This window comes from Streptococcus sp. NPS 308, from assembly GCF_002355895.1.
GTDB lineage: Bacteria > Bacillota > Bacilli > Lactobacillales > Streptococcaceae > Streptococcus.
The window spans coordinates 1,894,741-1,918,535 of record NZ_AP017652.1; the positions used below are offsets into that span (position 1 = coordinate 1,894,741).

Consider the following 23,795-nt stretch of genomic DNA (forward strand, 5'->3'; position numbering starts at 1 on the left):
CAAATAGCCTAGAGCACGTTATACTAGAATCATCTTATACAAAGAGGTATATCTATGACTATCTACAATAATATTACTGAACTAATCGGACAAACACCAATTGTTAAACTTAACAACATTGTTCCAGAGGGTGCTGCAGACGTCTATGTTAAACTAGAGGCCTTTAACCCAGGATCTTCAGTCAAAGATCGTATTGCCCTTAGCATGATTGAAAAAGCTGAGCAGGATGGCATTCTAAAACCCGGTGCTACTATTGTTGAAGCAACAAGTGGAAATACTGGAATCGGTCTTTCATGGGTTGGTGCTGCTAAAGGATATAAAGTTGTTATCGTCATGCCAGAAACGATGAGTGTGGAACGACGTAAGATTATCCAAGCCTATGGCGCTGAACTCGTCCTTACACCTGGTAGCGAAGGTATGAAAGGTGCGATTGCCAAAGCCCAAGAAATCGCAGCTGAGCGCGGTGGTTTCCTTCCTCTACAATTTAACAATCCAGCTAATCCTGAAGTACACGAAAGAACAACAGGAGCTGAAATACTAGCTGCTTTCGGTTCTGATGGACTAGATGCCTTTGTGGGTGGTGTTGGTACTGGTGGAACGATTTCGGGCGTTTCTCATGCACTTAAAGCTGCAAATTCAAACATTCAAGTTTATGCAGTTGAGGCAGACGAGTCAGCTATCTTGTCTGGTGAAAAACCAGGGCCTCACAAAATTCAAGGCATCTCAGCTGGATTTATTCCTGAAACACTTGATACAAAGGCCTATGATGGTATCGTCCGTGTAACATCAGATGATGCTCTTGCACTTGGTCGTGAGATTGGCGGAAAAGAAGGCTTCCTTGTTGGGATTTCTTCAGCTGCAGCGATTTACGGTGCAATTGAAGTTGCTAAGAAATTAGGTGCAGGTAAGAAAGTCCTTGCTTTAGCACCAGATAACGGCGAACGTTATCTGTCTACAGCACTCTATGAATTTGAAGTGTAGTCTCCTAAATGCACTTAGCCCTTATTAAAGGGCTTTTTGTTTACTCACTCTAAAATAAAAAAAGGAAGCAAATTGCTTCCTTTTCATTATTAGTTATTTAAGGCTGCTGCCATTGTAGCTGCAACTTCTGCTTCGAAGTCGTTCGCAGCTTTCTCAATTCCTTCACCAACTTCAAAGCGAGCGAACTCAACTACTGAAGCATTAACTGATTCAAGGTATGCTTCAACTGTCTTGCTGTCATCCATGATGTAGACTTGTGCAAGAAGTGTGTATGCTTGGTCAACCTTAGTGTTGTCAAGCATGAAGCGATCCATTTTACCTGGGATGATTTTGTCCCAAATTTTTTCTGGTTTACCTTCTGCAGCCAACTCAGCTTTGATGTCAGCTTCAGCTTGAGCAATCACTTCATCAGACAATTGTGCTTTTGATCCATACTTCAAGTGTGGAAGAGCTGGTTTACCAACCATTGCACGGCTTTCGTTGTCTTGATCAATTACGTGGTTCAATTGTGCCAACTCATCTTTAACGAATTGCTCATCCAATTCTTTGTAAGAAAGAACTGTTGGTTTCATCGCAGCAATGTGCATTGAGATTTGTTTAGCAAGCGCTTCGTCTCCACCTTCGATTACAGAGATAACACCGATACGTCCACCATTGTGTTGGTATGCTCCGAAGTGTTGTGAATCTGTTTTTTCAAGCAAAGCAAAACGACGGAATGAGATTTTTTCTCCGATAGTTGCTGTTGCAGACACATACGCTGCTTCAAGAGTTTCACCTGAAGGCATTGTCAAAGCAAGAGCTTCTTCATTGTTAGCTGGTTTTCCTTCAGCAATTACTTTAGCTGTAGCATTTACCAAGTCAACGAATTGAGCGTTTTTCGCAACGAAGTCAGTTTCAGCGTTTACTTCAACTACTGCTGCAACGTTACCGTTAACATAAACACCAGTCAAACCTTCTGCAGCAACGCGGTCAGCTTTCTTAGCTGCTTTCGCCATACCTTTTTCACGAAGCAATTCAATCGCTTTTTCGATGTCACCGTCTGTTTCTACAAGCGCTTTTTTAGCGTCCATAACACCGGCACCAGATTTTTCACGCAACTCTTTTACAAGTTTAGCTGTAATTTCTGCCATTTTGATTCTCCTATATTTTTTAAAAAATAGGAGAGCTGGGCTACGCCCCGCCCTCCTAGGTAATTACTATTTATATGAATTAAGCGTTGTCGCCTTCTACAACTTCAACGATTTCTTCGATTGAATCTGCTTGAGCTTCTGAAGCTGCAAATTCTGCTTCAACTGCTGCTGCATCTTCACCTTGACGTCCTTCGATGATAGCGTCAGCCAATTTAGCTGTGATCAATTTAACTGCGCGGATAGCGTCATCGTTAGCTGGGATGATTACATCGATATCGTCTGGATCAGTGTTTGTGTCAACCATGGCTACAACTGGGATACCTAGTTTTTTAGCTTCTTTAACAGCGATTTGCTCTTTATGTGGGTCAACTACGTACATTACATCTGGGATACGAGGCATGTCTTCGATACCACCCAAGAATTTTTCAAGACGTGCACGTTGTTTGTTAAGAAGGGCAACTTCTTTCTTAGGAAGAACGTCGAAGATTCCTTCTTCTTCCATACGTTTGATTTCTTTCAAACGAGCAATACGTTTTTGGATAGTTCCCCAGTTAGTAAGAGTTCCACCCAACCAACGATGGTTGATGTAGTATTGACCTGAACGTTCTGCTTCTTCTTTAACAGCGTCCGCAGCTTGTTTCTTAGTACCAACGAACAATACAACTGCATCGTTAGCTGCTGCATCACGCATAAAGTCGTAAGCTTGGTCAGCGTATTTTACAGTTTGTTGCAAGTCGATAACGTGGATTCCGTTACGCTCAGTAAAGATGTACTTAGCCATCTTAGGGTTCCAGCGACGAGTTTGGTGACCAAAGTGTACACCAGCCTCAAGAAGTTGTTTCATTGAAATTACTGCCATGAGTATTTCTCCTTTTTGTTTTTTCCTCTCCTCGATTTCAACTTGCAAAACGACCCGAGGGCAACAGTTTCACAATTCATCAAGAATGAGTATTATCGTTTACACGACAAGTTTCATTCTACCACATTTTATCAATATTTTCAAGTGTTTTTGCTAGTTTTTGGTCTAACTAAAAACTAAAAAAAGAAAAGAGACTCAAATCGAGCCTCTTTATTTGGTTCATTAGTTTGGATAGATGTATGTTACGTAACCTTCAGAAGTTGTAGTTGGGTTGAACCATCCACGTTTGTTTCCGATTGTACGATCTCCACCGTAGTTTGATTCTGATACTTGGATACGAGATGATGATGAAACTGCTGTAACAACCGCTACATGTCCATAACCACCATCATTCCAACATGCAATCGCACCAACTTGTGGAGTTGATCCTGTACGGAATCCTGCTGCAGCTGCACTTGTTGCCCACTGAGCTCCGTTTCCCCAGTAGTCTCCAGCCCAAGGTGCCAATGTTTTAGCTCCCCAAGTACATTCACCAGTTGGGTAACTTGATGCATTTGAGCTATATGTTGGACGTTGTCTAGCAGGAGTTGGAGCAGGTGCTGGAGTGTAGCTTGAATCCTCATCATCAGATGTTGATGTTGATGTCGCTTGTACTTGAGCAGAGAAGCTTGTATTTCCTGAAGCAACTACTGATTGTTGTTGGCTTGCTTGACGAGCTTTGTAAGCTGCTTCTGCTTCAGCCGCTGCTTTCGCTTCTGCTTCTGCAGTTGCTTTTTGTTCTAGCAAAGTAGCTTTTTCGCCTTCTGCAGTTGCTTTCTCAGCAGCAAGGTTCAACTCAGCAACTTTCAACTCAGCTTGCTTTGTTGTCAATGTTTGTGCATCGTCAGCAAGAGTTTGTTGGTTGGCAATTACGGTATTGATAGCTTCGTTATTCACAACTTGTTTTTCAGCAATTGATTTTTTATCAGCCTTTTGTTGTTCCAACATTTTGTTGTTAGCTGATACAATCTCGCTCATAGCTGCAACACGTGAAATAGCTTCAGTAATTGATTTTGAGTTTACAATTGTGTTGATGTAGCTAGTTGCAGCACCATTTGTTTGTGCGCTACGTGCTTGTTTTTCCAATGAGTCATTACGAGCAACAATATTCTTAGAAAGCTCTGTAATTTCTCCTTCAAGCTTTTTAGACTCAGCTTGTAGTGTTTCATTTTCAGCTTGCAAGCTTGCTTGTTGTGTTTGAATAGCTGTAACTTGCGTTTGGATTTCATCTACTTCTTTTTGAGCTTCTTTTTGTTTAGCTGACAAGTCACTAATTTTACTATCTTGAGCAGCAATTTTTTCATCAGTTGTTTCAGCACGAACAGTTGTTAATACCGCCGCTTGTGAAACCAATACTGTACTTAACAAAAGTGACGCTAAGATTTTTTTCTTCATATTATGTAGATACTCCTTCTATTTAAGACATTACTAGTATACCAAAAAAAGACATAATAAATATTACGCCTTTGTTACATTTATATTTCTTTCTCATAGATAATATTTTTCAAAAATGTATTGGAAAATCACCATCCATAAGAAGTTCAGAATCATTGATGGGACAAGACTATAGACAATGAAGACTGGCATAGAATCTACCGTCAATCCTACAGTTAAAGCCAGAAGATAACTCCCCATATCAAACAGAAAACTGATTACAATAATGGTCAACATCCTTGTCCAACGATTCGTCAGAATCACGCTGTTAAACTTGTGGAGCGAAGCACCAATCACGATAAACAAAAGCGTGGCAATTCCAATCAAGTGGAAAAAATAAATATCGTAAACCAAACCCACTATACAACAATAGGCTAGATAGAGATACTCAGACACCTCGATTGTCTCAAATAAGAGAAACAAGAATAGAAAATGACTGGCTAAATGAAAGTGGGGGAAGAAGGACCCCACCAATTGACCAATATGAGCATCAATTAGAACGACAACAGGGAGTAAAAAGAAAATACCAACTTGTTTAAACAGTCTCATTACGAATTCCCCACTAACTCTACCACATGAAGATCTTTGGTGTCAGCAGTCAACTTTACTGTTACCTCTCGTGTTAGATAATCACTGCTGTGTGTTGTGGCAACAACCTCGCCAACAGGAATATCCTTAACATTGAAGTTTCCGAGCCCCCCTGTCGTCACCTTGTCTCCCGCGCTAATGTCGCTATTACTATTTAATTGACTAATTTTAAGCAGTTCTGTTTCCTTGTCATAACCAACGATGATTCCATAAATTTCAGTAGAACCATGCAGGATTTTAACGGAAATTTTGTCGGAATTTTCAGTGTTTGTCAATAAGTTGACCGTTGTTGAATGCTCCTCTACTTTTGAAACACTACCAATCAAGCCACCATTTGCAATGGCCAACATGTTTTCAGAAACTCCTTTTGAACTTCCCGCATCAATTGTTAACTCTTGTTTCCAAGACACAGGAGCTCGCATAATCACATCTGCTGCTAGGGTTTTTGTAGCCTGTAATTTTGACTTCATCTCTAGAAGCTGACGTAGTTGTTCATTCTCAGATTTTAAACGTTCTGATTGATTAGAATCCACCTCTAATTGATAGAGTTGTTTTTTTAGACTTTCGTTTTCATTGTAAGCCTGCGTCAAATGACCCAAATCCGATTTGAAAGCATCAAACCACTGAAATGGTTTTTGAACAATTCTATCCACTAAGGAAATGCCATCTCCTAGTTTTGTCACAATAGCACTTGAATAGGTTGTCACTAATAGTACAGAAACTGCCAGAACTGTGACAAAAACGATGATTAGATATTTTGATTTTTTAAAACGGTTCATATTCCTACCTTTTTACTAAAGATCTACTACTGTGATTTTTTATCAATCTTACAAATCCACTAAGATTTTAAGAAAAATAAGAGACATCCCAGCACCAGAATCACAAGAATCGCCAGTGTATCCTTTTGACTCCATCTCAACTGTCTATACTGACTTCTACCCTTTCCTCCCTGATAACCACGCGCTTCCATGGCTATTGCCAATGAATCTGCACGCTTTAAGCTAGTCGCAAAAAGAGGAATTAAAATCGGAATCATAGCCTTTACTTTTTGAACGATACTACCTTCGCCAAAGTCAACTCCACGAGCCTTCTGAGCATTCATAATTCTCGTCGTGTCATCCATCAAGGTTGGAACAAAACGCAAACTCATTGATAACATGAGACCAATTTCATGAACGGGAACTTTCACGCGTTTCAGAGGCGCTAAGAGAGATTCAACTGCAGCTGCCAGACTCAAAGGCATGGTCGTTAACGTTAGCAAAGTTGAAAAGAAAATAATCAAGACAAAACGACAGAAAATAATCCCAGCTTGTTGCAAAGCATAATCCGTTATTCTTATAAAAGAAAACTCAAATAAGACATTACCACTTGAAATGAAAAAGAGTTGAAATAGAGTCGTAAAAGCAATCAAGAAAAACATGGATTTTAATCCCTGCACAAAAAACGAGAGGGAAACGCCCGACAAAGCGATAAATATACCTGTTGCTACAAAAAGAATGAGATTGGCGAGGGGATTATTGGCCCAAAATACAATCAAAATCAACAGGATCATAGCCAGCAATTTACTACGGGGATCCAAGCGATGAATGATGGAATCTCCTGGTATATAACGCCCTAAAATCATACTATCCATTTAGCGACTCCTTAAACTCCTCTATCTTGATTGGCAGTTTTTTAAAAGCTACACCCCTATCTGCCAAGCGTTTACAAAAGGCTGTTATTTTAGGCACACCTAACTGCACCTTTTCCATAGAGGCTACATCTTGGAAAACATCACTCGGTTTGCCACTTTTGACTAAACACCCCTTTTCCATAACATAGACCTGATCAGCATACGTAGCTACATCATCCATCAAATGCGTTACCAGGACGATTGTCATTCCAGCAAGGTGAAGTTTTTTAAACAGAGTCATCAATTCTTTTCTGCCCAAAGGATCTAATCCAGCTGTTGGCTCATCCAAAACCAAGACAGTAGGCTCCATGGCTAGGATACCTGCTATGGCCACACGTCTCATCTGACCACCCGAAAGTTCAAAAGGACTGCGCTCAAAGAGTGACTCATCGATGCCTACCAAGGCTAACTTTTCACGTGCAATTTTCTTGGCTTCTTCCTCAGAAACTCCAAAATTTTGTGGTCCAAACGCAACATCTTTCAAAACAGTTTCTTCGAAAATCTGATTTTCAGCAAATTGAAACACTAGACCGACTTGCTTTCGAATCTGTCGAATTTCTTTATTTGTTGATGTAGGAGTAATGACGGTATCGAAAACTCGAACAGAACCCTTACTTGGAACCAATAGGCCATTTAAAAGCTGTAAGATCGTCGATTTCCCACTACCTGTATGTCCTATCAAAGCTGTATAGGAGCCGTCCTCAATCGTCAAGGAAACATCAGTCAAGGCTGATGAAGATAGGGGAGTCCCCTCTTGATAGGTAAAGCTCACATTTTCTAGAGTAATTCCCATAACTTGTCCTCTAGCTCTCCTTCTGTCAAATAGCCATCCGGCAACTGATAGCCTGTCTCTCTCAAAGATTCTCTCAATTGATTAGTAAAGGGATCATCTAAGCCTATCTGGTCAAGGTCATTCCGAGAAAAAAGTTCTCTTGGGCTACTGGTTGACTCCACTTGGCCTTTTTTCATGACCAGGACACGGTCACTCATCGCAACTTCTTCCAAGTCATGCGTAATGGAGACAACTGTCATCTGATAGTCTTTTCGAATCTCTTGAACTGTCTGAATCAGTTCTCTGCGCCCCTCGGGATCCAACATACTTGTAGCCTCGTCCAGAATCAAAATAGCAGGTCTCAAGGCAACAACTCCTGCAATGGCTACCCGTTGTTTTTGTCCACCCGATAAGCGGACTGGTTCTCTCTTCTTAAAGTCTAGCATACCTACTAACTCCAAAGATTCAGCCACTCTTTTCTTCATTTCTTCTCGAGGAAGTCCCTGATTTTCTAGGCCAAAGGCAACATCATCTTCAACAGTTGCACCTACAAATTGATTGTCTGGATTTTGAAAAACCATACCAATTTGACGACGCAAGTCCCAAACATTCTCAGGGGACAGCAATTGGCCATCTATCCAGATTTCTCCAGATTCCGCTTCAAGCAAGCCATCAATCAAACGAATAGTTGTTGACTTTCCACTCCCATTATGACCTACGATTGAGAGCCACTCCCCACGTTTCACGTGAAACGTAACGCTGTTAACATCATAATACTCTTGATCTTCTTTGTATCGAAAAGACAGATCTTTTACTTCAATAATCGATTTCATTTCGAACCAAATGTTCCTTTGAATAGATGAGCGCTACCCTTGAAATAATCATAACCAGAGTAGATAGTGAAAAACAAAGCGATATAAAGCAACAGTTGCCCAATTAAATTCCAATGTAAGAGCAAAAAGATAATGGCAAACATTTGACTAAAGGTCTTGATTTTCCCAGGCATCGCTGCCGCCAGAACTGTTCCTCCTGTCTCAACGAGCAACAGACGAAGGCCTGTCACAGCGAGTTCACGACAGATGATAATAGCAACAACCCAAGCTGGAGCCATACCCAACTCAATCAACATGATAAAAGCTGACATAACCAACAACTTATCCGCCATTGGATCTGCAAACTTTCCAAAGTTGCTAACCACATTCCATTTACGAGCAAGGTAACCATCAAGATAATCTGTCACACTAGCAACTGCAAAGATAATCGCTGCCAGCAGGTGACTGCCTTGTGAATCGTCCAAAGTCAAAATAAGAATAAAGAGAGGTATAAAGAGAATTCTACCAATTGTTAATACATTAGGGATTTGTTCTTTTTTCATTGGTTCTTCCTTAATCTGTAGTAAATGTAAGTGTTACAGTTCCAGTCTGAGTTGTCAGCTTCGAGGTATCGATTGTTTGATTGTCCACAGTTAAAGTAACTCCCTTCACTACACCCAAAGTAATCGTCACAGGTTCTTTCGTCGAAACTGTTGTTTTTGCGTTTTTATTGTCTGATGACAAGGTCACACCACCTTCAAGGTCACTTCCTGAAACACTTACCCAGCTAGTTGCATCCGAAACAGTCAGTTGAACCACAGCTGTTTCCTTACTCGTTTTATAGCGGGCTTCAATGCGGTTTCCTTCACCTGAAACGGTAATAGTTGATTCCGCAGTAGGAGATGAGCTTGATACCTGACTACTAAAAGATGAATTAGATGAGGTTGTTGAACTAGTTGAGTTCACAACACTATAGTTAGCTGAAGAAGGACTTGGCTGAGTTTGGATGTAGTTCCAAACATAGTAAGTCACAAAAATTAAAATTGATAAAGCAAATAGCACAAAATAAAACAAAGGGAGATAAGAAGTTTTTTTCTTATTTGATCGTCTACGACCAGACAAGTCTTCTTCATCAACATCGACCTCTTCATAGGTGATCATACTACCTGAATCATAGGCATCCAGTACAATTCTTTCATCTAACTCTACTGCCCAAGCATATTTTCTTAAAAAAGAACGAGCGTAAAAGGTACTAGGAAGTTGATCGAAATCATCCGCCTCCATTGCTTCTAGAAAATTCAACTGAATTTCAGTTTTTTCCTGTAATTCTTCTATACTCAATCCCTGGTTAATTCTAGCTAAACGCAGAACCTCACCAATTGTTTTTTTTCTCATACTTACCATTCCTTCTTTCTAGTGTTCTTGCCTTATTTAGGCCGGAAAAATTGTAAAATCAACTAGATCACCATTATCAATCAAACGATGCCCAGCTTCAATAACATCTTCCAAAGTAATTTCCTGTAAAATTTTCGGAAAATCAAAAATTGTTTCTCCGCGATCCATAGGATCGTATTGAGTTGCAATAAATTCCAAGGAGTTCATACTACTGAAAAATTCTCCAAACATCTCACTCTTAACAAGATCGAGATGCTCCTCAGTAATATCTGCATCACTACTAAACTGACGAATCGCTTTCCGAAATTGGTGCGACAAAGAAACAGGTTCCTTGGTATCCATCGTTAATATCACAAAGTGAAAGCGACTATTTACCTCAACCTCTAATGACAATGAAGCATCTAACTTCCCTGTCTCGTATAATCTTTGAAAACGATCCGAGGTCCAGCCAAACATCATCGTAAATAGCAATTTCAATAAAATGTTGTAACGATAAGACTCCTCTTCCGTTATTTGACCAGTTCCTCTAATAGCAACAGCAAGTTTGGGTAAAGAAACTTCCATACGAAGACTATCTGTTTGCTTCACAGGTTGCAAAGGTAGTTGCTCTTTTGAAACTGTAAACTGCTCTAAAATCTTATTTTCCTTTTTCGAAAAATATTCCTCAATGAGCGCCACATCAATATTTCCAACTAAAAATAGAGACATGTTGACAGGATTGTAAAAGTCTGTAAAGTTTTCTTTTAAATTTGAAACTTGAATCTCAGAAATTGATTTTCCACTCCCAACAATATCTGTCGCTAAAGGAGTACCAGGATAAAGATTGGCTAATGTTGCAAAAAACAAACGCGAATCTGGATCATCTTGATACATTTCTCGTTCTTGCTGGATAATATCTTGTTCTCTCAAAACAGACTCTTCTGTAAAATGAGCATCTCCAACTAACTCATCAAGCAAATCTAAATTATCTAATAAATGGTCAATTGTTGAAAAAAGATAACTAGTCTTAGTAAAGCTTGTAAAGGCATTGCTGTCTGCACCTAATCGAGTAAAAGCAGCCATCATATCTTCAAAATTTTCTCTTTCAAACAATTTATGTTCAAGAAAATGTGCAATTCCTGCTGGATGATGACGTAAACCTTTTTCCAAGCTTGTATAAGTTGCATCCAAAGAGCCAAATTGAACTGTTACAACCCCATAAACCTCATTAAAATCTTGTTTAGGAAGTAAAGAAACTGTCAACCCATTTGACAATTGTGCTTTATACACTCTTTCCTTTACAGCAGGATAGTATTTTTCTTCAAAAGTAACCCTTGTCATTCTACTCCTTCCATAAAGTAAATCGCTTGTAATTTCAAACTGTTGGCAGCTTTACATACAGCTTCTTTATCAACACTCTCTAATTTTTCCAACAACCGGTCAATGTCAAAAGTCTCTTTTCCAAATAGTGCAGTTAAATAGATTCTTTCAACTAGGGTATGCTGACTATCTTGAGCAATTAATAAAGATCTTCGAATCATCTCCTTGGTTTGATAAAGCTCAAAATCTGTAAAGTTGCCCTTTTTCAAATCCATCAACTGATGATTCATCATTTTTCTAGCTTGATTCCGATTTCCTCTATCGATACCTGTATACATTCTTAACAAGCCACTAAACAAATCCAACTGACTAGAGACCGTATAGGCTATCCCAGCATTCTCACGAACGTTTGTAAAGAGTTTCGAATGTGCAAATTCCCCCAACAAACCATTCATAACAAGCATAGGCAGATGCTGATCATCACCATATTTTACAGGAGAATGATAGCCCATTTCCAAAATAGATTGTCCAACATTTCTCTGAACCATTCCTTCTTGTAAAACATTCGAATAAGACTGATGGTACTGAATGGTAACATCGCTCTTTCTAGCTGTTAAGGGTAATGAATTCAGCGATTCTGTGATTTCTACTTCATTAAAATCACCTAAGAAAAAGAAATCAATCCGATCATTTTTCAGAGCATCTTGAAAGCAAGTGTAGCTACTTTCTGGAGACTCATTTGAAATGCTATTTCGTAAATCACTGTATCTCAATTGAAGACGCTCATCATGGAAGAACAAGCTGTCCAACTCCTTATGAGCAAAATAAAATGAATCATCCATATCAGTAGCTAAGCTAGCCAATAATTGCTTTTTTTCAATTTCAAACAAGGTTGGCTCAAAGGCTCCATCTAGAACTAAGGGGGCAAATAAGATCTGTTCTACCAATTCCAAAATTCGAGAAGTCAAGACATTTTTTTTACTCAAAAACTCATCTCGTACATAGGTAAAGGTTAAGTCAAGAATATGTGCCTGTCCTCTACGATAAGCACTCGTAGAAATATCTGCTCCGTACAAACTTGCTAAATATCTACGAAAAGCTTGAGAAGTTGGGTAAGCTTTATTGGCAGCCTCCAACATACTCGCACTTAACATGCGTCCTGCTACTGTCTCAAGAGATAAGGAAGCAGTAAAACGAACAGTGATTTTATTTGTTTTAAACTTTTTGGATTGAACAAAATGTGCTGAAATTCCAGGCACTAACTCCATACCTTACCTCCTTACATATAGAGTTCTATTATATCACGAAAAGGAAAATATTTCTTATTCTCTTTACCGCTTTTAAAATAAAAATCGTTTTCATTTCCAGTGATTTTGCTCACTTAATTCTAAAAAATATGGTATAATACCTTAGATTGAGGTGAATTATGGAATACAAATTATTTGAAGAATTTATTACGCTCCAAGCCCTCCTAAAAGAGCTTGGAATTATACAAAGCGGTGGTGCTATTAAATCCTTTTTAATGGAACATCAAGTTTACTTTAATGGTGAATTAGAAACTAGACGTGGGAAAAAGATCCGTATAGGAGATATAATTGACATCCCTGATTTAAAGATTGACATCACCTTGACACAACCAAGTTTAAAAGAGCAAGAAGAATACCAAGCAGATAAGATTGAAAAAGAGCGGATTGCTAAACTTGTCAAAGAGATGAATAAGGGTGTAAAGAAAGAAAAACAAAAAACTACTTTATCACCTAAAACCAAACAAGCTCCACGTTTTCCAGGAAGATAATCATGTGGCTCCAACATTTAACAATAAAAACCTTTCGAAACTACAAAGAGACGAAAATTGATTTCAATCCAAAATTAAACGTCTTTTTAGGTCAAAATGCACAAGGAAAGACCAACATTCTAGAAGCAATCTATTTCTTGGCCTTAACACGTAGCCATCGGACTCGGACTGATAAAAATCTCATTCATTTTGATGAAGAACAACTCCATCTTTCTGGCTTGATTCAGAAAAAAACAGGCTCTATCCCTCTAGAAATTGATTTAACACCAAAAGGGCGTGTGACTAAAGTCAATCACTTAAAGCAAGCTCGCCTCTCAGACTACATCGGACATATGAATGTGGTTCTCTTCGCACCTGAGGATCTCCAGTTAATTAAAGGAGCACCCTCTGTCCGTCGAAAGTTTATAGATATCGAACTGGGACAAATTAAACCAATCTACTTGTCAGACTTGTCAAACTATAACCATATACTCAAGCAAAGAAACACTTACCTAAAATCCAGTCAAAAGATTGACGAAACATTTCTATCGGTCTTAGATGATCAGTTAGTAGAGTATGGTTGTCGCGTCATAAAACATCGGATAAAATTCATCAAAGACCTAGAGAAATTCGGTCAAAAAAAACACTTAGAAATTTCAAACCAATCAGAAGAGTTGTCAATTTCTTATCAATCAACTGTCAACTTCACTAATGAAGAAGTCTTAATGGATTCTTTTAAAATGGCTTTAGAAAAAAGTAGATCAAGAGATTTATTTAAAAAGAATACTGGTGTTGGCCCTCATCGAGATGACATTGCTTTCTATATCAACGGTATGGATGCTAGTTTTGGAAGTCAAGGGCAACATCGTAGTCTTGTGCTTTCTATCAAACTAGCAGAGATTGAACTAATGGAAAGCATTACTAACGAGTCTCCAATACTCTTGCTTGACGATGTTATGAGCGAGCTTGACAACACACGACAACTAAAATTACTAGAAACTATTTCACAATCTATCCAGACCTTCATCACAACAACAAGTTTAGATCACTTACAAAACTTGCCAGAAAATCTTAGCGTTTTCAACATCCAAAACGGTAAAATATCTGTAAATCAAAATTGACACCTTTGTAAACAAAAAGAACTCCTGAATTTCAGGAGTTCTTTTTTACTTCTTACATAGAGTAGTTTGGTGCCTCATTAGTGATTTGTACATCATGAGGATGGCTTTCTTTGAGACCAGCCCCAGACATTTCAATAAATTGAGCGTTGTCGTGCAATTCTTTAAGGTTGGCTGCACCACAGTAACCCATACCAGAGCGAATACCACCAATCATTTGAAAGACAATATCAGCTGCTGCACCTTTATAGGCAACACGACCTTCAATTCCTTCTGGAACGAGTTTGTTTGCTTCATTGATAGAACCTTGGAAGTAACGATCACTTGAACCTTTCTTCATTGCAGCGATTGATCCCATACCACGGTAAGTCTTAAACTTACGTCCTTGGAAAATTTCAGTTTCACCTGGTGCTTCATCTGTTCCAGCAAACATTGAACCAAGCATAACTGCATTTCCACCTGCAGCAAGGGCTTTTACAATATCTCCAGAATACTTGATTCCACCATCAGCAATAATCGTTTTTCCATATTCGCGCGCAACTGCTGCCGCATCATAAATTGCTGTCACTTGTGGGACACCCACACCTGCAATCACACGAGTAGTACAGATAGAACCTGGTCCAATCCCGACTTTGACAACATCCACACCCGCATCATAAAGAGCACGCGCACCTTCTGCAGTTGCAATATTACCAGCAATCAAAGTGCGATCTGGGAAGTGAGCACGAATTTCAGCAATTTTACGTAGAACCCCAGCAGAGTGACCATGTGCAGTATCAATAACAATTGCGTCAGCCCCTGCTTCAAAGAGAGCCTCTGCACGTTCAAATGTATCTGAAGTGACACCCACCGCACCAGCAACTAGTAGACGACCAAATTCATCTTTGGCAGCATTTGGGAACTCAATAACTTTTTCAATATCCTTAATAGTAATCAAGCCAGAAAGACGGCCTTCTTCGTCAACCAAAGGAAGTTTTTCAATACGGTGTTCTTGAAGAATATGTTCAGCCGTTGCAAGATCTGTACCAACAGGGGCAGTGACAAGATTTTCACTGGTCATATGGTTTGAGATTGGTTGATTGTAATCTGAAATGAAGCGAAGATCTCGGTTTGTTAGAATACCAACCAATTTACGATTTTCAAGTGTTTCTACAACTGGAACACCACTGATACGGTAACGTCCCATCAGTTCGTCTGCCTCAGCAATGGTATGTTCTGGAGTCAAGAAGAATGGATCAATAATAACACCATTTTCAGAACGTTTTACCTTGCGAACTTCGTCTGCTTGTTGCGCAATTGACATGTTTTTATGGATTACTCCAAGACCACCTGCACGAGCAATAGCAATGGCCATTTGGCTTTCTGTGACTGTGTCCATCGCGGCTGTAATAATTGGGATATTTAAAGTCAGATTATCTGCCAATTTTGTTGTTAAATCTGCATCATTCGGCAACACATGACTCTCAGCTGGAATAAGCAATACATCATCAAAGGTAAAACCTTTTTTCAAAAATTTAGTGTCCCAATTAGACATTCGAAGTTTCCTCATTTCTTTCTTTTTGAGCTTGACTCTTTTTGTATTGTATCTATCATACCATTCTATGAAAATTTGTCAAATGATACAAGGACAAATAAAAAAACTATCTTTTCCTGTGCGAAAAAAGATAATTTCTTATAGTATATAAGCTTATTTAAAATAATGAAGTCCCATTGCTTCCTTAACCTCAGATAGAGTTTGTCCTGCAACCTCGCGAGCTTTTTCGCTTCCTTTTTGAAGCATATTATACACTTCTCCCATATCCTGAGCAAATTCGATACGGCGCTCACGAATAGGACCAAGTTCGCGTTCAAGTATTTCGAGTAGATAGCGTTTCGTCTTCACATCACCAAGACCACCACGTTGATAGTGTTCTTTCATCTCTGCAATTTCTTTAGCATCTTCAGGACGACCAAAAACATCTAGATAATGGAAAACCATGTTTCCTTCAATCTTACCTGGATCCTCAACACGAATATGATCCGGGTCTGTATACATACTCATGACTTTTTTACGCAAAGTATCAGCATCATCAGCTAGATAAATACCATTATTGAGGGATTTAGACATTTTGGCATTTCCATCTAGACCAGGTAGACGACCTGCTCTTTCATTTTCTGGGTAAATACCTTCTGGTTCCACCAAAACATCACAGTTATAAGCATGATTAAAGGAACGAACAATCTCACGAGTTTGTTCAATCATTGGTTTTTGGTCTGTTCCTACAGGAACATAATTAGCCTTAAAGGCTGTGATATCTGCTGCCTGAGCGATTGGATAAACCAAAAAACCTGTCGGAATACTTTCCCCAAATCCTTTTTGAGCAATCTCTGTTTTTACTGTCGGATTACGCTCCAAACGAGCTAGTGACACCAAATTCATATAGTACATAGACAGCTCAGCCAACTCTGGAATCTGACTTTGAATGAAGATAGTTGATTTACTTGGATCCAATCCAACTGCTAGGTAATCCAAGGCAACATTCCCAATAGACTCTACAATCGTTTGAGGATCTTTGGCGTGATCTGTCAATGCTTGTTGGTCCGCCAAAAAAACAAACATCTCATACTTATCTTCTTCCTGTAGTAACACTCTATTTTTTAGACTACCAACATAATGTCCAATATGCAGTTTACCTGTTGGACGGTCTCCTGTTAAAATAATGGGTTTCGTCATTTTTTTCTCCTTCGAAATGGTCTCTTCAATTATAGCATTTTTTTGTTAAAATAACAGAAAATTATTTAAATCAAAGAGCCGATTCGCTGTAAATATAACTGTAAACTTAGTTGACATAAAATTGACAAAGAAAAATTTGAATATTTCTCTCTTTTCTAGTAGAATAAATGTATTACATATTATAGGAGAAAAACATTGCTTACAGTATCTGATGTTTCACTACGTTTTAGTGATCGCAAACTTTTTGATGATGTCAACATCAAATTTACAGAAGGAAATACATACGGATTAATTGGTGCTAATGGTGCTGGGAAGTCTACATTCTTAAAAATTTTAGCTGGAGATATCGAACCTACAACTGGTCACATTTCTCTTGGTCCAGATGAACGTCTCTCTGTTCTTCGTCAAAATCACTTTGACTATGAAGATGAACGTGCAATTGATGTCGTTATCATGGGAAATGAAAAGCTTTATAGCATTATGAAAGAGAAAGATGCTATTTACATGAAGGAAGATTTTTCTGATGAAGATGGTGTTCGTGCAGCTGAACTCGAAGGTGAGTTTGCTGAACTTGGAGGTTGGGAAGCAGAGAGTGAAGCATCTCAACTGCTTCAAAATCTAAATATTCCAGAAGAATTGCACTACCAAAACATGAGCGAATTGGCCAATGGTGAAAAAGTAAAAGTTCTCCTTGCCAAAGCACTTTTTGGCAAACCAGATGTTCTTCTCTTGGACGAGCCAACCAACGGTTTGGATATCCAATCAATTACATGGCTAGAAGACTTCTTGATTGACTTTGATAACACTGTCATCGTTGTATCCCATGACCGTCACTTCCTCAACAAAGTATGTACTCACATGGCAGACCTTGACTTTGGAAAAATCAAACTCTATGTCGGAAACTATGACTTCTGGAAGGAATCTTCTGAGCTTGCTGCTAAATTGTTAGCAGACCGTAATGCCAAAGCGGAAGAAAAAATTAAGCAATTGCAAGAATTCGTTGCTCGATTCTCTGCCAATGCTTCTAAGTCAAGACAAGCAACGTCTCGTAAAAAAATGCTTGACAAGATTGAACTAGAAGAAATTGTTCCATCCAGTCGTAAATATCCATTTATCAACTTTAAAGCAGAGCGTGAGATTGGTAATGATCTCTTGACAGTAGAAAATCTAACTGTAAAGATTGATGGTGAGACTATTTTAGATAATATCAGCTTTATCTTGCGTCCAGGTGATAAGACGGCTCTTATTGGACAAAATGACATTCAAACGACTGCACTAATTCGTGCGATCATGGGTGACATTGACTATGAAGGAACGGTTAAGTGGGGAATTACTACCAGTCGCTCTTACTTACCAAAAGATAACTCTGCTGATTTTGCAGGGAGCGAGTCAATTCTTGACTGGTTGCGTCAATTTGCAAGTAAAGAAGAAGACGATAATACCTTCTTACGCGGTTTCCTTGGTCGTATGCTCTTCTCTGGTGATGAGGTTAACAAACCTGTAAATGTCTTGTCAGGGGGAGAAAAAGTTCGTGTCATGCTTTCAAAACTTATGCTTCTGAAATCAAATGTCCTTGTACTTGATGATCCAACAAATCACTTGGACTTGGAATCTATTTCAAGCTTAAACGATGGATTGAAAAACTTTAAAGAATCAATCATCTTTGCCAGTCATGACCACGAGTTCATTCAAACTTTGGCAAACCATATTATTGTTTTATCTAAGAATGGCGTCATCGATCGTATCGATGAAACCTATGATGAATTCCTAGAAAATGCAGAAGTACAAGCAAAAGTCAAAGATCTTTGGAAAGACTAAATAAGACTTCAAAACTCAGTTGGGTTAACCAACTGAGTTTTCTATCATTCTACGAGGTAACATGAAATCATTTTTAAAAACATATCGAACCTATTTTATTTCTTTCATCATTCCTGTAGTGATTATGTCTGGAGTATATCTATCTCAAGGGATTTACTGGAATAGCAATACATCCCCACTATTAGGAGATGGTTTCCACCAATACGTTATTTTTGATGTGGCTTTACGGAATATTCTACATGGAAATGGTAGTTTGTTTTACACCTTTACAAGTGGCCTCGGACTGAATTTCTATGCTCTATCTAGTTATTACTTGGGTAGTTTTCTCTCACCTCTGGTTTACTTTTTTAATCTGTCGAATATGCCAGATGCTGTTTATCTAACAACTCTATTAAAATTTGGATTGATTGGACTGTCAACCTTCTTTAGTCTAAATAGATTATTTAAAGATATTCCGAAATATTTAAAACTGTCCTTATCTACTTCCTATGCTCTAATGAGCTTTACAGTCAGTCAGTTAGAGATAAAAACCTGGCTAGATGTTTTTTTCTTGATTCCTTTAATTATAACTGGCTTACACCTACTTATAACACAAAAGAAGCGTCTACTATACTTTACAAGTCTGTCAATCTTGTTTATTCAAAACTATTATTTTGGATATATGACAGCATTGTTTCTTATTTTCTGGTATCTCTGCCAAATTTCATGGGATTTTAAAAATAGAAAATCATCTTTTCTTGATTTTGTTGTTGCCTCATTTTTAGCAGGAATGGCTAGTTTGATTATGACTCTTCCTACATTGTTTGATTTACAAACTCATGGGGAGAAGTTAACTGCCATTACAAAATTAAAGACAGATAGTAGTTGGTATTTGGATATTTTTGCAAAACAATTCATTGGATCTTTTGATACAACTAAGTATGGATCTATACCAATGATTTTTGTTGGATTGCTTCCTTTTATTTTAACCATTCTATTTTTCACAATAAAATCCATCAAGTTTCACGTGAAACTTACTTATGCAATTTTCTTTATTTTTTTAATAACAAGCTTTTACATAGAGGCACTTGATTTATTTTGGCAGGGGATGCATACTCCAAATATGTTTTTGCATCGCTATGCTTGGATTTTTTCCACTCTGTTAATTTATACTGCAGCAGAAGTCTTAAATCGTCTGAAAAAACTGAAGCTCTGGAATCTATTTATCTCACTTTTTCTTGTACTAACAGGATTTTTGGCTACTGTCTATTTTAAATCACACTATTCTTTTTTAACAGATCTGAATATCCTACTCACCCTTGAATTTCTCCTAGTTTATGCTCTTTTACTCCTTGCAGTCATCAGAAAATTTATCTCTGTAAAACTATTTGCAATTCTTTTACCTTTATTTATAACAGTTGAGATAAGCCTAAATGCTTCAGCTCAAATGGAAGGAATAGCTAAAGAATGGGCCTTTGCTTCTCGTAGCGCCTATAATAGAGATATAACCGCTATGGAATCCGTTCTAAACCAAATTGACAATCCATTTACACGTACTGAGAAACTGCAAATTCAAACAGGAAATGACAGTATGAAATTTAACTACAATGGAATCTCTCAATTTTCATCTGTACGAAATCGTTCAGCTAGCACTAGTTTGGATAAACTTGGATTCAAATCCTCTGGAACCAACCTCAATCTTCGTTATGCAAATAATAGTATTTTAGCAGACAGTTTATTTGGAATCCAGTACAATATTTCTGAAACCTCACTTGATAAGTATGGCTTTCAAGAGATTTATCAAAAGGATCATTTAACCTTATATAAAAATCAACTTTCCCTCCCCATTGCTTTTGCTACTCAATCTATTTACACAGATGTAAACTTTAATAATCATACTCTGGATAATCAGGCTTTATTTATAAACCAGCTTGCTAATCTCAACTTAGATTACTTCTATCTAATAGCATATGATAAAACAGATAATTCTGATGGTTTAACAAGTATCACGAGTTCTACGAATGAGGATGCAAGGATTGATTATCAAATTGAGGTTCCTCAAAATAGTCAAGTCTATCTCTCTTTTTCAAACCTTCATTTTACTAATGATAAACAAAAGAAGGTTGACATACTTGTCAATGGAGAAAAGAAGACTTTTACAACTGACAATGCATTTAATTTCTTTAATTTGGGTTATACTGAGGAACAAAAAACTTTCAATATCAGTGTTAGTTTCCCTGAAAATTCTCAGGTGTCATTTGAATCTCCAACCTTCTATCGTTTAGATACTCAGGCTTTTACTGAAGCAATCCAAAAAATTAAAGAACAACCTGTAGAAGTATCCACCTCTAAAAATAAAGTCTTTGCTACATATGAAGTAAAACAAGATACCTCTATTTTCTTCACCATTCCTTATGACAAAGGTTGGTCTGCATACCAAGATGGGAAAAAACTTGAAATCAAGCAGGCTCAAACTGGTTTTATGAAAGTTGATGTTCCAAAGGGAAAAGGAACCATTACACTTTCCTTTATTCCCAATGGTTTTGTTATTGGAGCAGTCTGCTCAGTAACTGCCCTTCTTCTTTTTGGAATCTATAATTACAGACAAAATTTATCTAATACAGAAAAAGATTGACCAAGGAATTGGTCAATCTTTTTAATCTTCCTCCATTTTCTTAGGTTGATAAGCTAGCATACCTAAAGCAGTAAAGAAAGCTAGTGTTATAATAAGGAAAATCACTTGGTGATGAATATTTCCTGTCATAGAGATTGTTTGTCGTAAGCCTGATACAGAGTAACTCATTGGTAACCATGGATTGATACCTTTAAAGAAATCATTTGTCAAAGCAAGGGGATAAGTCCCTGCACTTGATGCTAACTGTAATAATAGTAAAATAAGAGAGAAGAATGCTCCTAAACGGCTATTCCAAGTGGTTAAAGCTGTCACCATAGACATAAAAGCTAAACTTATGATTATAATTAAAATTAAGGTTCTCATCTCATGGTTAGCAGTTAAACCAATCAAATGGACACCGCCATAAACTAAAACACCTGCTAAGACAGCTATAATGCCATTTATTTCAGATCGAGACTTCAACCAAGCCCAACGACTCTCTGGATGACGTACAGAAGGCAACTTGGCAAAAATCATATTGGTAGATATAGCAGCAACAAAAAGAGCAACTGATATCATATAAGGAGCCATAGCAATCCCATTTACAGGAACATGGTCGTTATCTGTTTTTGAAAGAACTAGAGGTTCAGATAATGTTTCTGCATTTTCAGATTCTGTTGATGCTGATTTGAGCTGATTATTAGCATTTCCTAATCCTTGTCCTAATGAACCAACTCCTGTCTGTAAATCTTCAAGACCAGAGGTTAAGCTTGTTCCACCTTCTGCTAGTTTTCCAGTACCATCTGAAATCTTCATAGCACCACTTCCTAGTTGAGATACTGCAGAAAGTAACTGTGTTGATTTATCTGTTAATTGACCAGAGCCAAATTGTAATTTAGCAAGACCTGCTATTAGCTCTGGACTCTTATTATTTAATTGAGTAGAACCAGATGACAAACTTTCTATACCTGATACTAATTCTGGAGCTTTTCCAGCTAACGCATCTACTCCAGCTGTCAAGGTTGATGTATTTTCTGTCAACTTACTTGATCCAGAAACTAATTGATCTAGACTAGTTGTTAAGTTTGCATTCTTTTCACTTAGTTTATTGGCACCTATAGAAATTGTGTCCAGCCCCTTAGTATAGTTTACAACTCCTTTTTCAATTGACTGACTTCCTGGAACCAACTGATTATCTACAGCAGTTTGCAATTTTGTAAATCCATTTGACAAGGTTGTCAAGGAGCTAGATGCTGCAGGTAAGAGTTGATTTGCTTTTGTCTGCACATCAGATAGATTAGATACTTGTTGTTCTGAATTCTTTATACTTTCTTTCAATCCCCCTACTGTAGTTAAAATTGTTTTTGCTGACTCAATAGTAGAATTAGAATTTTTAGAAATAGCTTCTGTCAGTTCTTTCTTTTGTTCCTCTGTAAGAGATTGATAAGTAGCTGTTGATTGAAGGTTTGTAAGAGTTTTCTCTTGTTCTGTCTGACTTTTGGTCACAATATCCTGAGCAAGAGTTGTTAGATTTGGCAAAACTTCTGACAATGTACTTTTCAGTTGAGTATTATCTGATATTGTAAGAGCTTGTAATGTTTTATTCAGTTCTCCTAAGCTAGTTTCCAATTGAGCTATTTCTTCATTTTGTTGAGATGAGGATTCCAATTGGCTTGAAATTTCTTTAATACCAGTATTTAATTGCTCCATTCCATCTCTTAGGGCAGCTGATTGATTGGATAATTGACTTGTTCCATTAGAAAGTTCTTTCACACTACTTGTATAAGCATTTACACCAACTGAAAATTGATTGAGGCCTGTATCCAGTTGTGAAACGCCACCTGTGTAGGACTTTATACCTGTATTTAGTTGATTTACACCTGTCACCAACTCGGGAGTTTTTGACGCTAATTGACCCAGTCCAGTGTCAACCTGTGAGACAGCATTTGTATAACTTTGTAAACCACTATCAAAAGTCCCTAAACCAATATGTAATTGCTCTATAGCAGATACATAGCTAGATAAACCTTTTGTAAATTGATCTACACCATTTGAAAAAGTTACACTTGAGTTAGCTAGAGTATTAAGATTTGTCGTCAATGTTTGACTTCCCGTCACCAACTGATTTGCTCCATTAGCCAATTGTTCACTTCCATCAGCTGCCTTGTTTATCCCAGACTTCAAATCATTCATTTTTTTAAATAAAGCCTTGGTATACGTTTCAGTAACATGAGTAGAGACGGTTTGTTTTAATTGTGTCATAGCAGAATCACTCATCTTACTTGCAATAAAGCTATGCCCACTTGAAGTCTGATAATCAATCTGCATCTGTTCAGGATGATTTGTTAGGATAGAAGTAGCTTTTTCAGATAAGTCACTTGGTAAAGTCACTACCATATAGTAGTCACCATCTTCTAGCCCTTTTTCCCCTTCCTCTTCATTAACAAAGTGAAAATCTAAAGCCTTATTTTCTTTTAAATTAGACACCATGTCTTCACCAATTGTCATTGTCTGTCCATTATAAGAAGCTTCCTTATCTTTATTGACAACTGCCACAGGTAACTCCGATACTTGACCATATGGATCCCACATGGAAGATAAAAATATAATGTTGTATAAAGCTGGAATGAGAGAAATCCCTATCATTACAATGATAAAGGTCGGTTTTTTAAATATTGCTTTCCATTCTTTAAACATATTTCCTCCTTTTTTAAACATATTGTCTAAAATTTTGATATAATAGATTATACATAAAAAAATCCAAATTACAAGGTAAAAAATATTTTTTTAGACATATA

The 23,795-nt window shown here is 37.7% G+C and carries 20 protein-coding genes; 5 read left to right on the forward strand and 15 right to left on the reverse strand.

The features are described from left to right. The first annotated feature begins 54 nt into the window (after window positions 1–54). The gene (cysK, locus tag SNAG_RS09575) at window positions 55–981 is read left to right on the forward strand and encodes a cysteine synthase A (protein WP_096408726.1); all 927 of its coding nucleotides are present in this window, start codon (window positions 55–57) and stop codon (window positions 979–981) included. Between the two features lie 89 nt (window positions 982–1,070). Here the strand turns inward: cysK and tsf are convergent, their stop codons facing one another. From tsf to yfmF, 12 genes are all read right to left on the reverse strand, one after another. Next, window positions 1,071–2,111 carry a translation elongation factor Ts gene (gene tsf / locus SNAG_RS09580; RefSeq protein WP_096408729.1) on the reverse strand — a complete coding sequence of 347 codons (1,041 nt, stop codon included), beginning with the start codon at window positions 2,109–2,111 and terminating at the stop codon, window positions 1,071–1,073. A 79-nt stretch (window positions 2,112–2,190) separates the two neighbouring features. Continuing rightward, window positions 2,191–2,970, reverse strand: a complete 780-nt coding sequence (rpsB, locus tag SNAG_RS09585; protein ID WP_000268475.1) for a 30S ribosomal protein S2 — start codon at window positions 2,968–2,970, stop codon at window positions 2,191–2,193. Between the two features lie 222 nt (window positions 2,971–3,192). Next, the gene (pcsB, locus tag SNAG_RS09590; RefSeq protein ID WP_096408731.1) at window positions 3,193–4,404 is read right to left on the reverse strand and encodes a peptidoglycan hydrolase PcsB; all 1,212 of its coding nucleotides are present in this window, start codon (window positions 4,402–4,404) and stop codon (window positions 3,193–3,195) included. Between the two features lie 93 nt (window positions 4,405–4,497). Continuing rightward, entirely contained in the window at window positions 4,498–4,992 is a 495-nt protein-coding gene (gene mreD / locus SNAG_RS09595; RefSeq protein WP_096408734.1) for a rod shape-determining protein MreD, read from the reverse strand. After that, on the reverse strand, window positions 4,992–5,810 hold the full coding sequence (mreC, locus tag SNAG_RS09600; protein WP_096408736.1) for a rod shape-determining protein MreC: 819 nt from the start codon (window positions 5,808–5,810) through the stop codon (window positions 4,992–4,994). The genes mreD and mreC overlap by 1 nt, the downstream gene beginning before the upstream one ends. Window positions 5,811–5,869: 59 nt before the next feature. Then, the gene (locus SNAG_RS09605; RefSeq protein WP_000377879.1) at window positions 5,870–6,664 is read right to left on the reverse strand and encodes an energy-coupling factor transporter transmembrane component T family protein; all 795 of its coding nucleotides are present in this window, start codon (window positions 6,662–6,664) and stop codon (window positions 5,870–5,872) included. Continuing rightward, the gene (locus SNAG_RS09610; protein ID WP_096408739.1) at window positions 6,657–7,496 is read right to left on the reverse strand and encodes an energy-coupling factor transporter ATPase; all 840 of its coding nucleotides are present in this window, start codon (window positions 7,494–7,496) and stop codon (window positions 6,657–6,659) included. The genes SNAG_RS09605 and SNAG_RS09610 overlap by 8 nt, the downstream gene beginning before the upstream one ends. Next, window positions 7,481–8,308, reverse strand: coding sequence for an energy-coupling factor ABC transporter ATP-binding protein (locus tag SNAG_RS09615; protein WP_096408741.1), 828 nt, complete (start codon window positions 8,306–8,308; stop codon window positions 7,481–7,483). Before SNAG_RS09615 ends, SNAG_RS09610 begins: the two co-directional genes overlap by 16 nt. After that, window positions 8,305–8,850 carry a CDP-diacylglycerol--glycerol-3-phosphate 3-phosphatidyltransferase gene (pgsA, locus tag SNAG_RS09620; RefSeq protein ID WP_000712145.1) on the reverse strand — a complete coding sequence of 182 codons (546 nt, stop codon included), beginning with the start codon at window positions 8,848–8,850 and terminating at the stop codon, window positions 8,305–8,307. The genes SNAG_RS09615 and pgsA overlap by 4 nt, the downstream gene beginning before the upstream one ends. A 10-nt stretch (window positions 8,851–8,860) precedes the next feature. Beyond that, window positions 8,861–9,682 carry a cytoskeleton protein RodZ gene (rodZ, locus tag SNAG_RS09625; RefSeq protein ID WP_172842409.1) on the reverse strand — a complete coding sequence of 274 codons (822 nt, stop codon included), beginning with the start codon at window positions 9,680–9,682 and terminating at the stop codon, window positions 8,861–8,863. A gap of 36 nt (window positions 9,683–9,718) precedes the next feature. Further along, complete coding sequence (gene yfmH / locus SNAG_RS09630; protein WP_096408747.1) at window positions 9,719–11,002, reverse strand: EF-P 5-aminopentanol modification-associated protein YfmH; 1,284 nt, start codon at window positions 11,000–11,002, stop codon at window positions 9,719–9,721. Beyond that, the gene (gene yfmF, locus SNAG_RS09635) at window positions 10,999–12,249 is read right to left on the reverse strand and encodes an EF-P 5-aminopentanol modification-associated protein YfmF (RefSeq protein WP_096408750.1); all 1,251 of its coding nucleotides are present in this window, start codon (window positions 12,247–12,249) and stop codon (window positions 10,999–11,001) included. Before yfmF ends, yfmH begins: the two co-directional genes overlap by 4 nt. A 158-nt stretch (window positions 12,250–12,407) precedes the next feature. Between yfmF and yaaA the strand changes: the two genes are divergently transcribed. Further along, a complete protein-coding gene (yaaA, locus tag SNAG_RS09640; RefSeq protein ID WP_000455885.1) occupies window positions 12,408–12,776 on the forward strand; it encodes a S4 domain-containing protein YaaA in 369 nt (122 codons plus the stop codon). A gap of 2 nt (window positions 12,777–12,778) precedes the next feature. Then, window positions 12,779–13,876 (forward strand): DNA replication/repair protein RecF, encoded by a 1,098-nt coding sequence (gene recF / locus SNAG_RS09645; protein WP_096408752.1) that lies wholly within the window; start codon window positions 12,779–12,781, stop codon window positions 13,874–13,876. A gap of 52 nt (window positions 13,877–13,928) precedes the next feature. Here recF and guaB read toward each other — a convergent pair whose 3' ends face one another. Together guaB and trpS are read right to left on the reverse strand one after the other, a co-directional pair. Continuing rightward, the gene (guaB, locus tag SNAG_RS09650) at window positions 13,929–15,407 is read right to left on the reverse strand and encodes an IMP dehydrogenase (protein WP_061407768.1); all 1,479 of its coding nucleotides are present in this window, start codon (window positions 15,405–15,407) and stop codon (window positions 13,929–13,931) included. 153 nt (window positions 15,408–15,560) lie between these two features. Continuing rightward, window positions 15,561–16,586, reverse strand: a complete 1,026-nt coding sequence (gene trpS, locus SNAG_RS09655; RefSeq protein ID WP_000165461.1) for a tryptophan--tRNA ligase — start codon at window positions 16,584–16,586, stop codon at window positions 15,561–15,563. 195 nt (window positions 16,587–16,781) lie between these two features. Here trpS and SNAG_RS09660 point away from each other — a divergent pair, with 195 nt between their 5' ends. After that, entirely contained in the window at window positions 16,782–18,404 is a 1,623-nt protein-coding gene (locus SNAG_RS09660; protein ID WP_096408755.1) for an ATP-binding cassette domain-containing protein, read from the forward strand. A gap of 61 nt (window positions 18,405–18,465) precedes the next feature. After that, window positions 18,466–21,018, forward strand: a complete 2,553-nt coding sequence (locus tag SNAG_RS09665; RefSeq protein WP_096408757.1) for a YfhO family protein — start codon at window positions 18,466–18,468, stop codon at window positions 21,016–21,018. A 21-nt stretch (window positions 21,019–21,039) separates the two neighbouring features. On the opposite strand, the gene SNAG_RS09670 is transcribed toward SNAG_RS09665, so the two are convergent. Beyond that, entirely contained in the window at window positions 21,040–23,694 is a 2,655-nt protein-coding gene (locus tag SNAG_RS09670; protein ID WP_096408760.1) for a YhgE/Pip domain-containing protein, read from the reverse strand. Between the last annotated feature and the right edge of the window lie 101 nt (window positions 23,695–23,795).

What these genes read in the sequence shown, in the direction of transcription:
- pgsA (WP_000712145.1), bottom strand. Translation starts at nt 8,850, where the DNA reads ATGAAAAAAGAACAAATCCCTAATGTATTAACAATTGGTAGAATTCTC.
- recF (WP_096408752.1), top strand. Translation starts at nt 12,779, where the DNA reads ATGTGGCTCCAACATTTAACAATAAAAACCTTTCGAAACTACAAAGAG.
- mreC (WP_096408736.1), bottom strand. Translation starts at nt 5,810, where the DNA reads ATGAACCGTTTTAAAAAATCAAAATATCTAATCATCGTTTTTGTCACA.
- tsf (WP_096408729.1), bottom strand. Translation starts at nt 2,111, where the DNA reads ATGGCAGAAATTACAGCTAAACTTGTAAAAGAGTTGCGTGAAAAATCT.
- SNAG_RS09665 (WP_096408757.1), top strand. Translation starts at nt 18,466, where the DNA reads ATGAAATCATTTTTAAAAACATATCGAACCTATTTTATTTCTTTCATC.
- SNAG_RS09670 (WP_096408760.1), bottom strand. Translation starts at nt 23,694, where the DNA reads ATGTTTAAAGAATGGAAAGCAATATTTAAAAAACCGACCTTTATCATT.
- guaB (WP_061407768.1), bottom strand. Translation starts at nt 15,407, where the DNA reads ATGTCTAATTGGGACACTAAATTTTTGAAAAAAGGTTTTACCTTTGAT.
- rpsB (WP_000268475.1), bottom strand. Translation starts at nt 2,970, where the DNA reads ATGGCAGTAATTTCAATGAAACAACTTCTTGAGGCTGGTGTACACTTT.
- cysK (WP_096408726.1), top strand. Translation starts at nt 55, where the DNA reads ATGACTATCTACAATAATATTACTGAACTAATCGGACAAACACCAATT.
- yfmF (WP_096408750.1), bottom strand. Translation starts at nt 12,249, where the DNA reads ATGGAGTTAGTGCCTGGAATTTCAGCACATTTTGTTCAATCCAAAAAG.
- yaaA (WP_000455885.1), top strand. Translation starts at nt 12,408, where the DNA reads ATGGAATACAAATTATTTGAAGAATTTATTACGCTCCAAGCCCTCCTA.
- yfmH (WP_096408747.1), bottom strand. Translation starts at nt 11,002, where the DNA reads ATGACAAGGGTTACTTTTGAAGAAAAATACTATCCTGCTGTAAAGGAA.
- rodZ (WP_172842409.1), bottom strand. Translation starts at nt 9,682, where the DNA reads ATGAGAAAAAAAACAATTGGTGAGGTTCTGCGTTTAGCTAGAATTAAC.
- trpS (WP_000165461.1), bottom strand. Translation starts at nt 16,586, where the DNA reads ATGACGAAACCCATTATTTTAACAGGAGACCGTCCAACAGGTAAACTG.
- SNAG_RS09615 (WP_096408741.1), bottom strand. Translation starts at nt 8,308, where the DNA reads ATGAAATCGATTATTGAAGTAAAAGATCTGTCTTTTCGATACAAAGAA.
- mreD (WP_096408734.1), bottom strand. Translation starts at nt 4,992, where the DNA reads ATGAGACTGTTTAAACAAGTTGGTATTTTCTTTTTACTCCCTGTTGTC.
- SNAG_RS09605 (WP_000377879.1), bottom strand. Translation starts at nt 6,664, where the DNA reads ATGGATAGTATGATTTTAGGGCGTTATATACCAGGAGATTCCATCATT.
- pcsB (WP_096408731.1), bottom strand. Translation starts at nt 4,404, where the DNA reads ATGAAGAAAAAAATCTTAGCGTCACTTTTGTTAAGTACAGTATTGGTT.
- SNAG_RS09610 (WP_096408739.1), bottom strand. Translation starts at nt 7,496, where the DNA reads ATGGGAATTACTCTAGAAAATGTGAGCTTTACCTATCAAGAGGGGACT.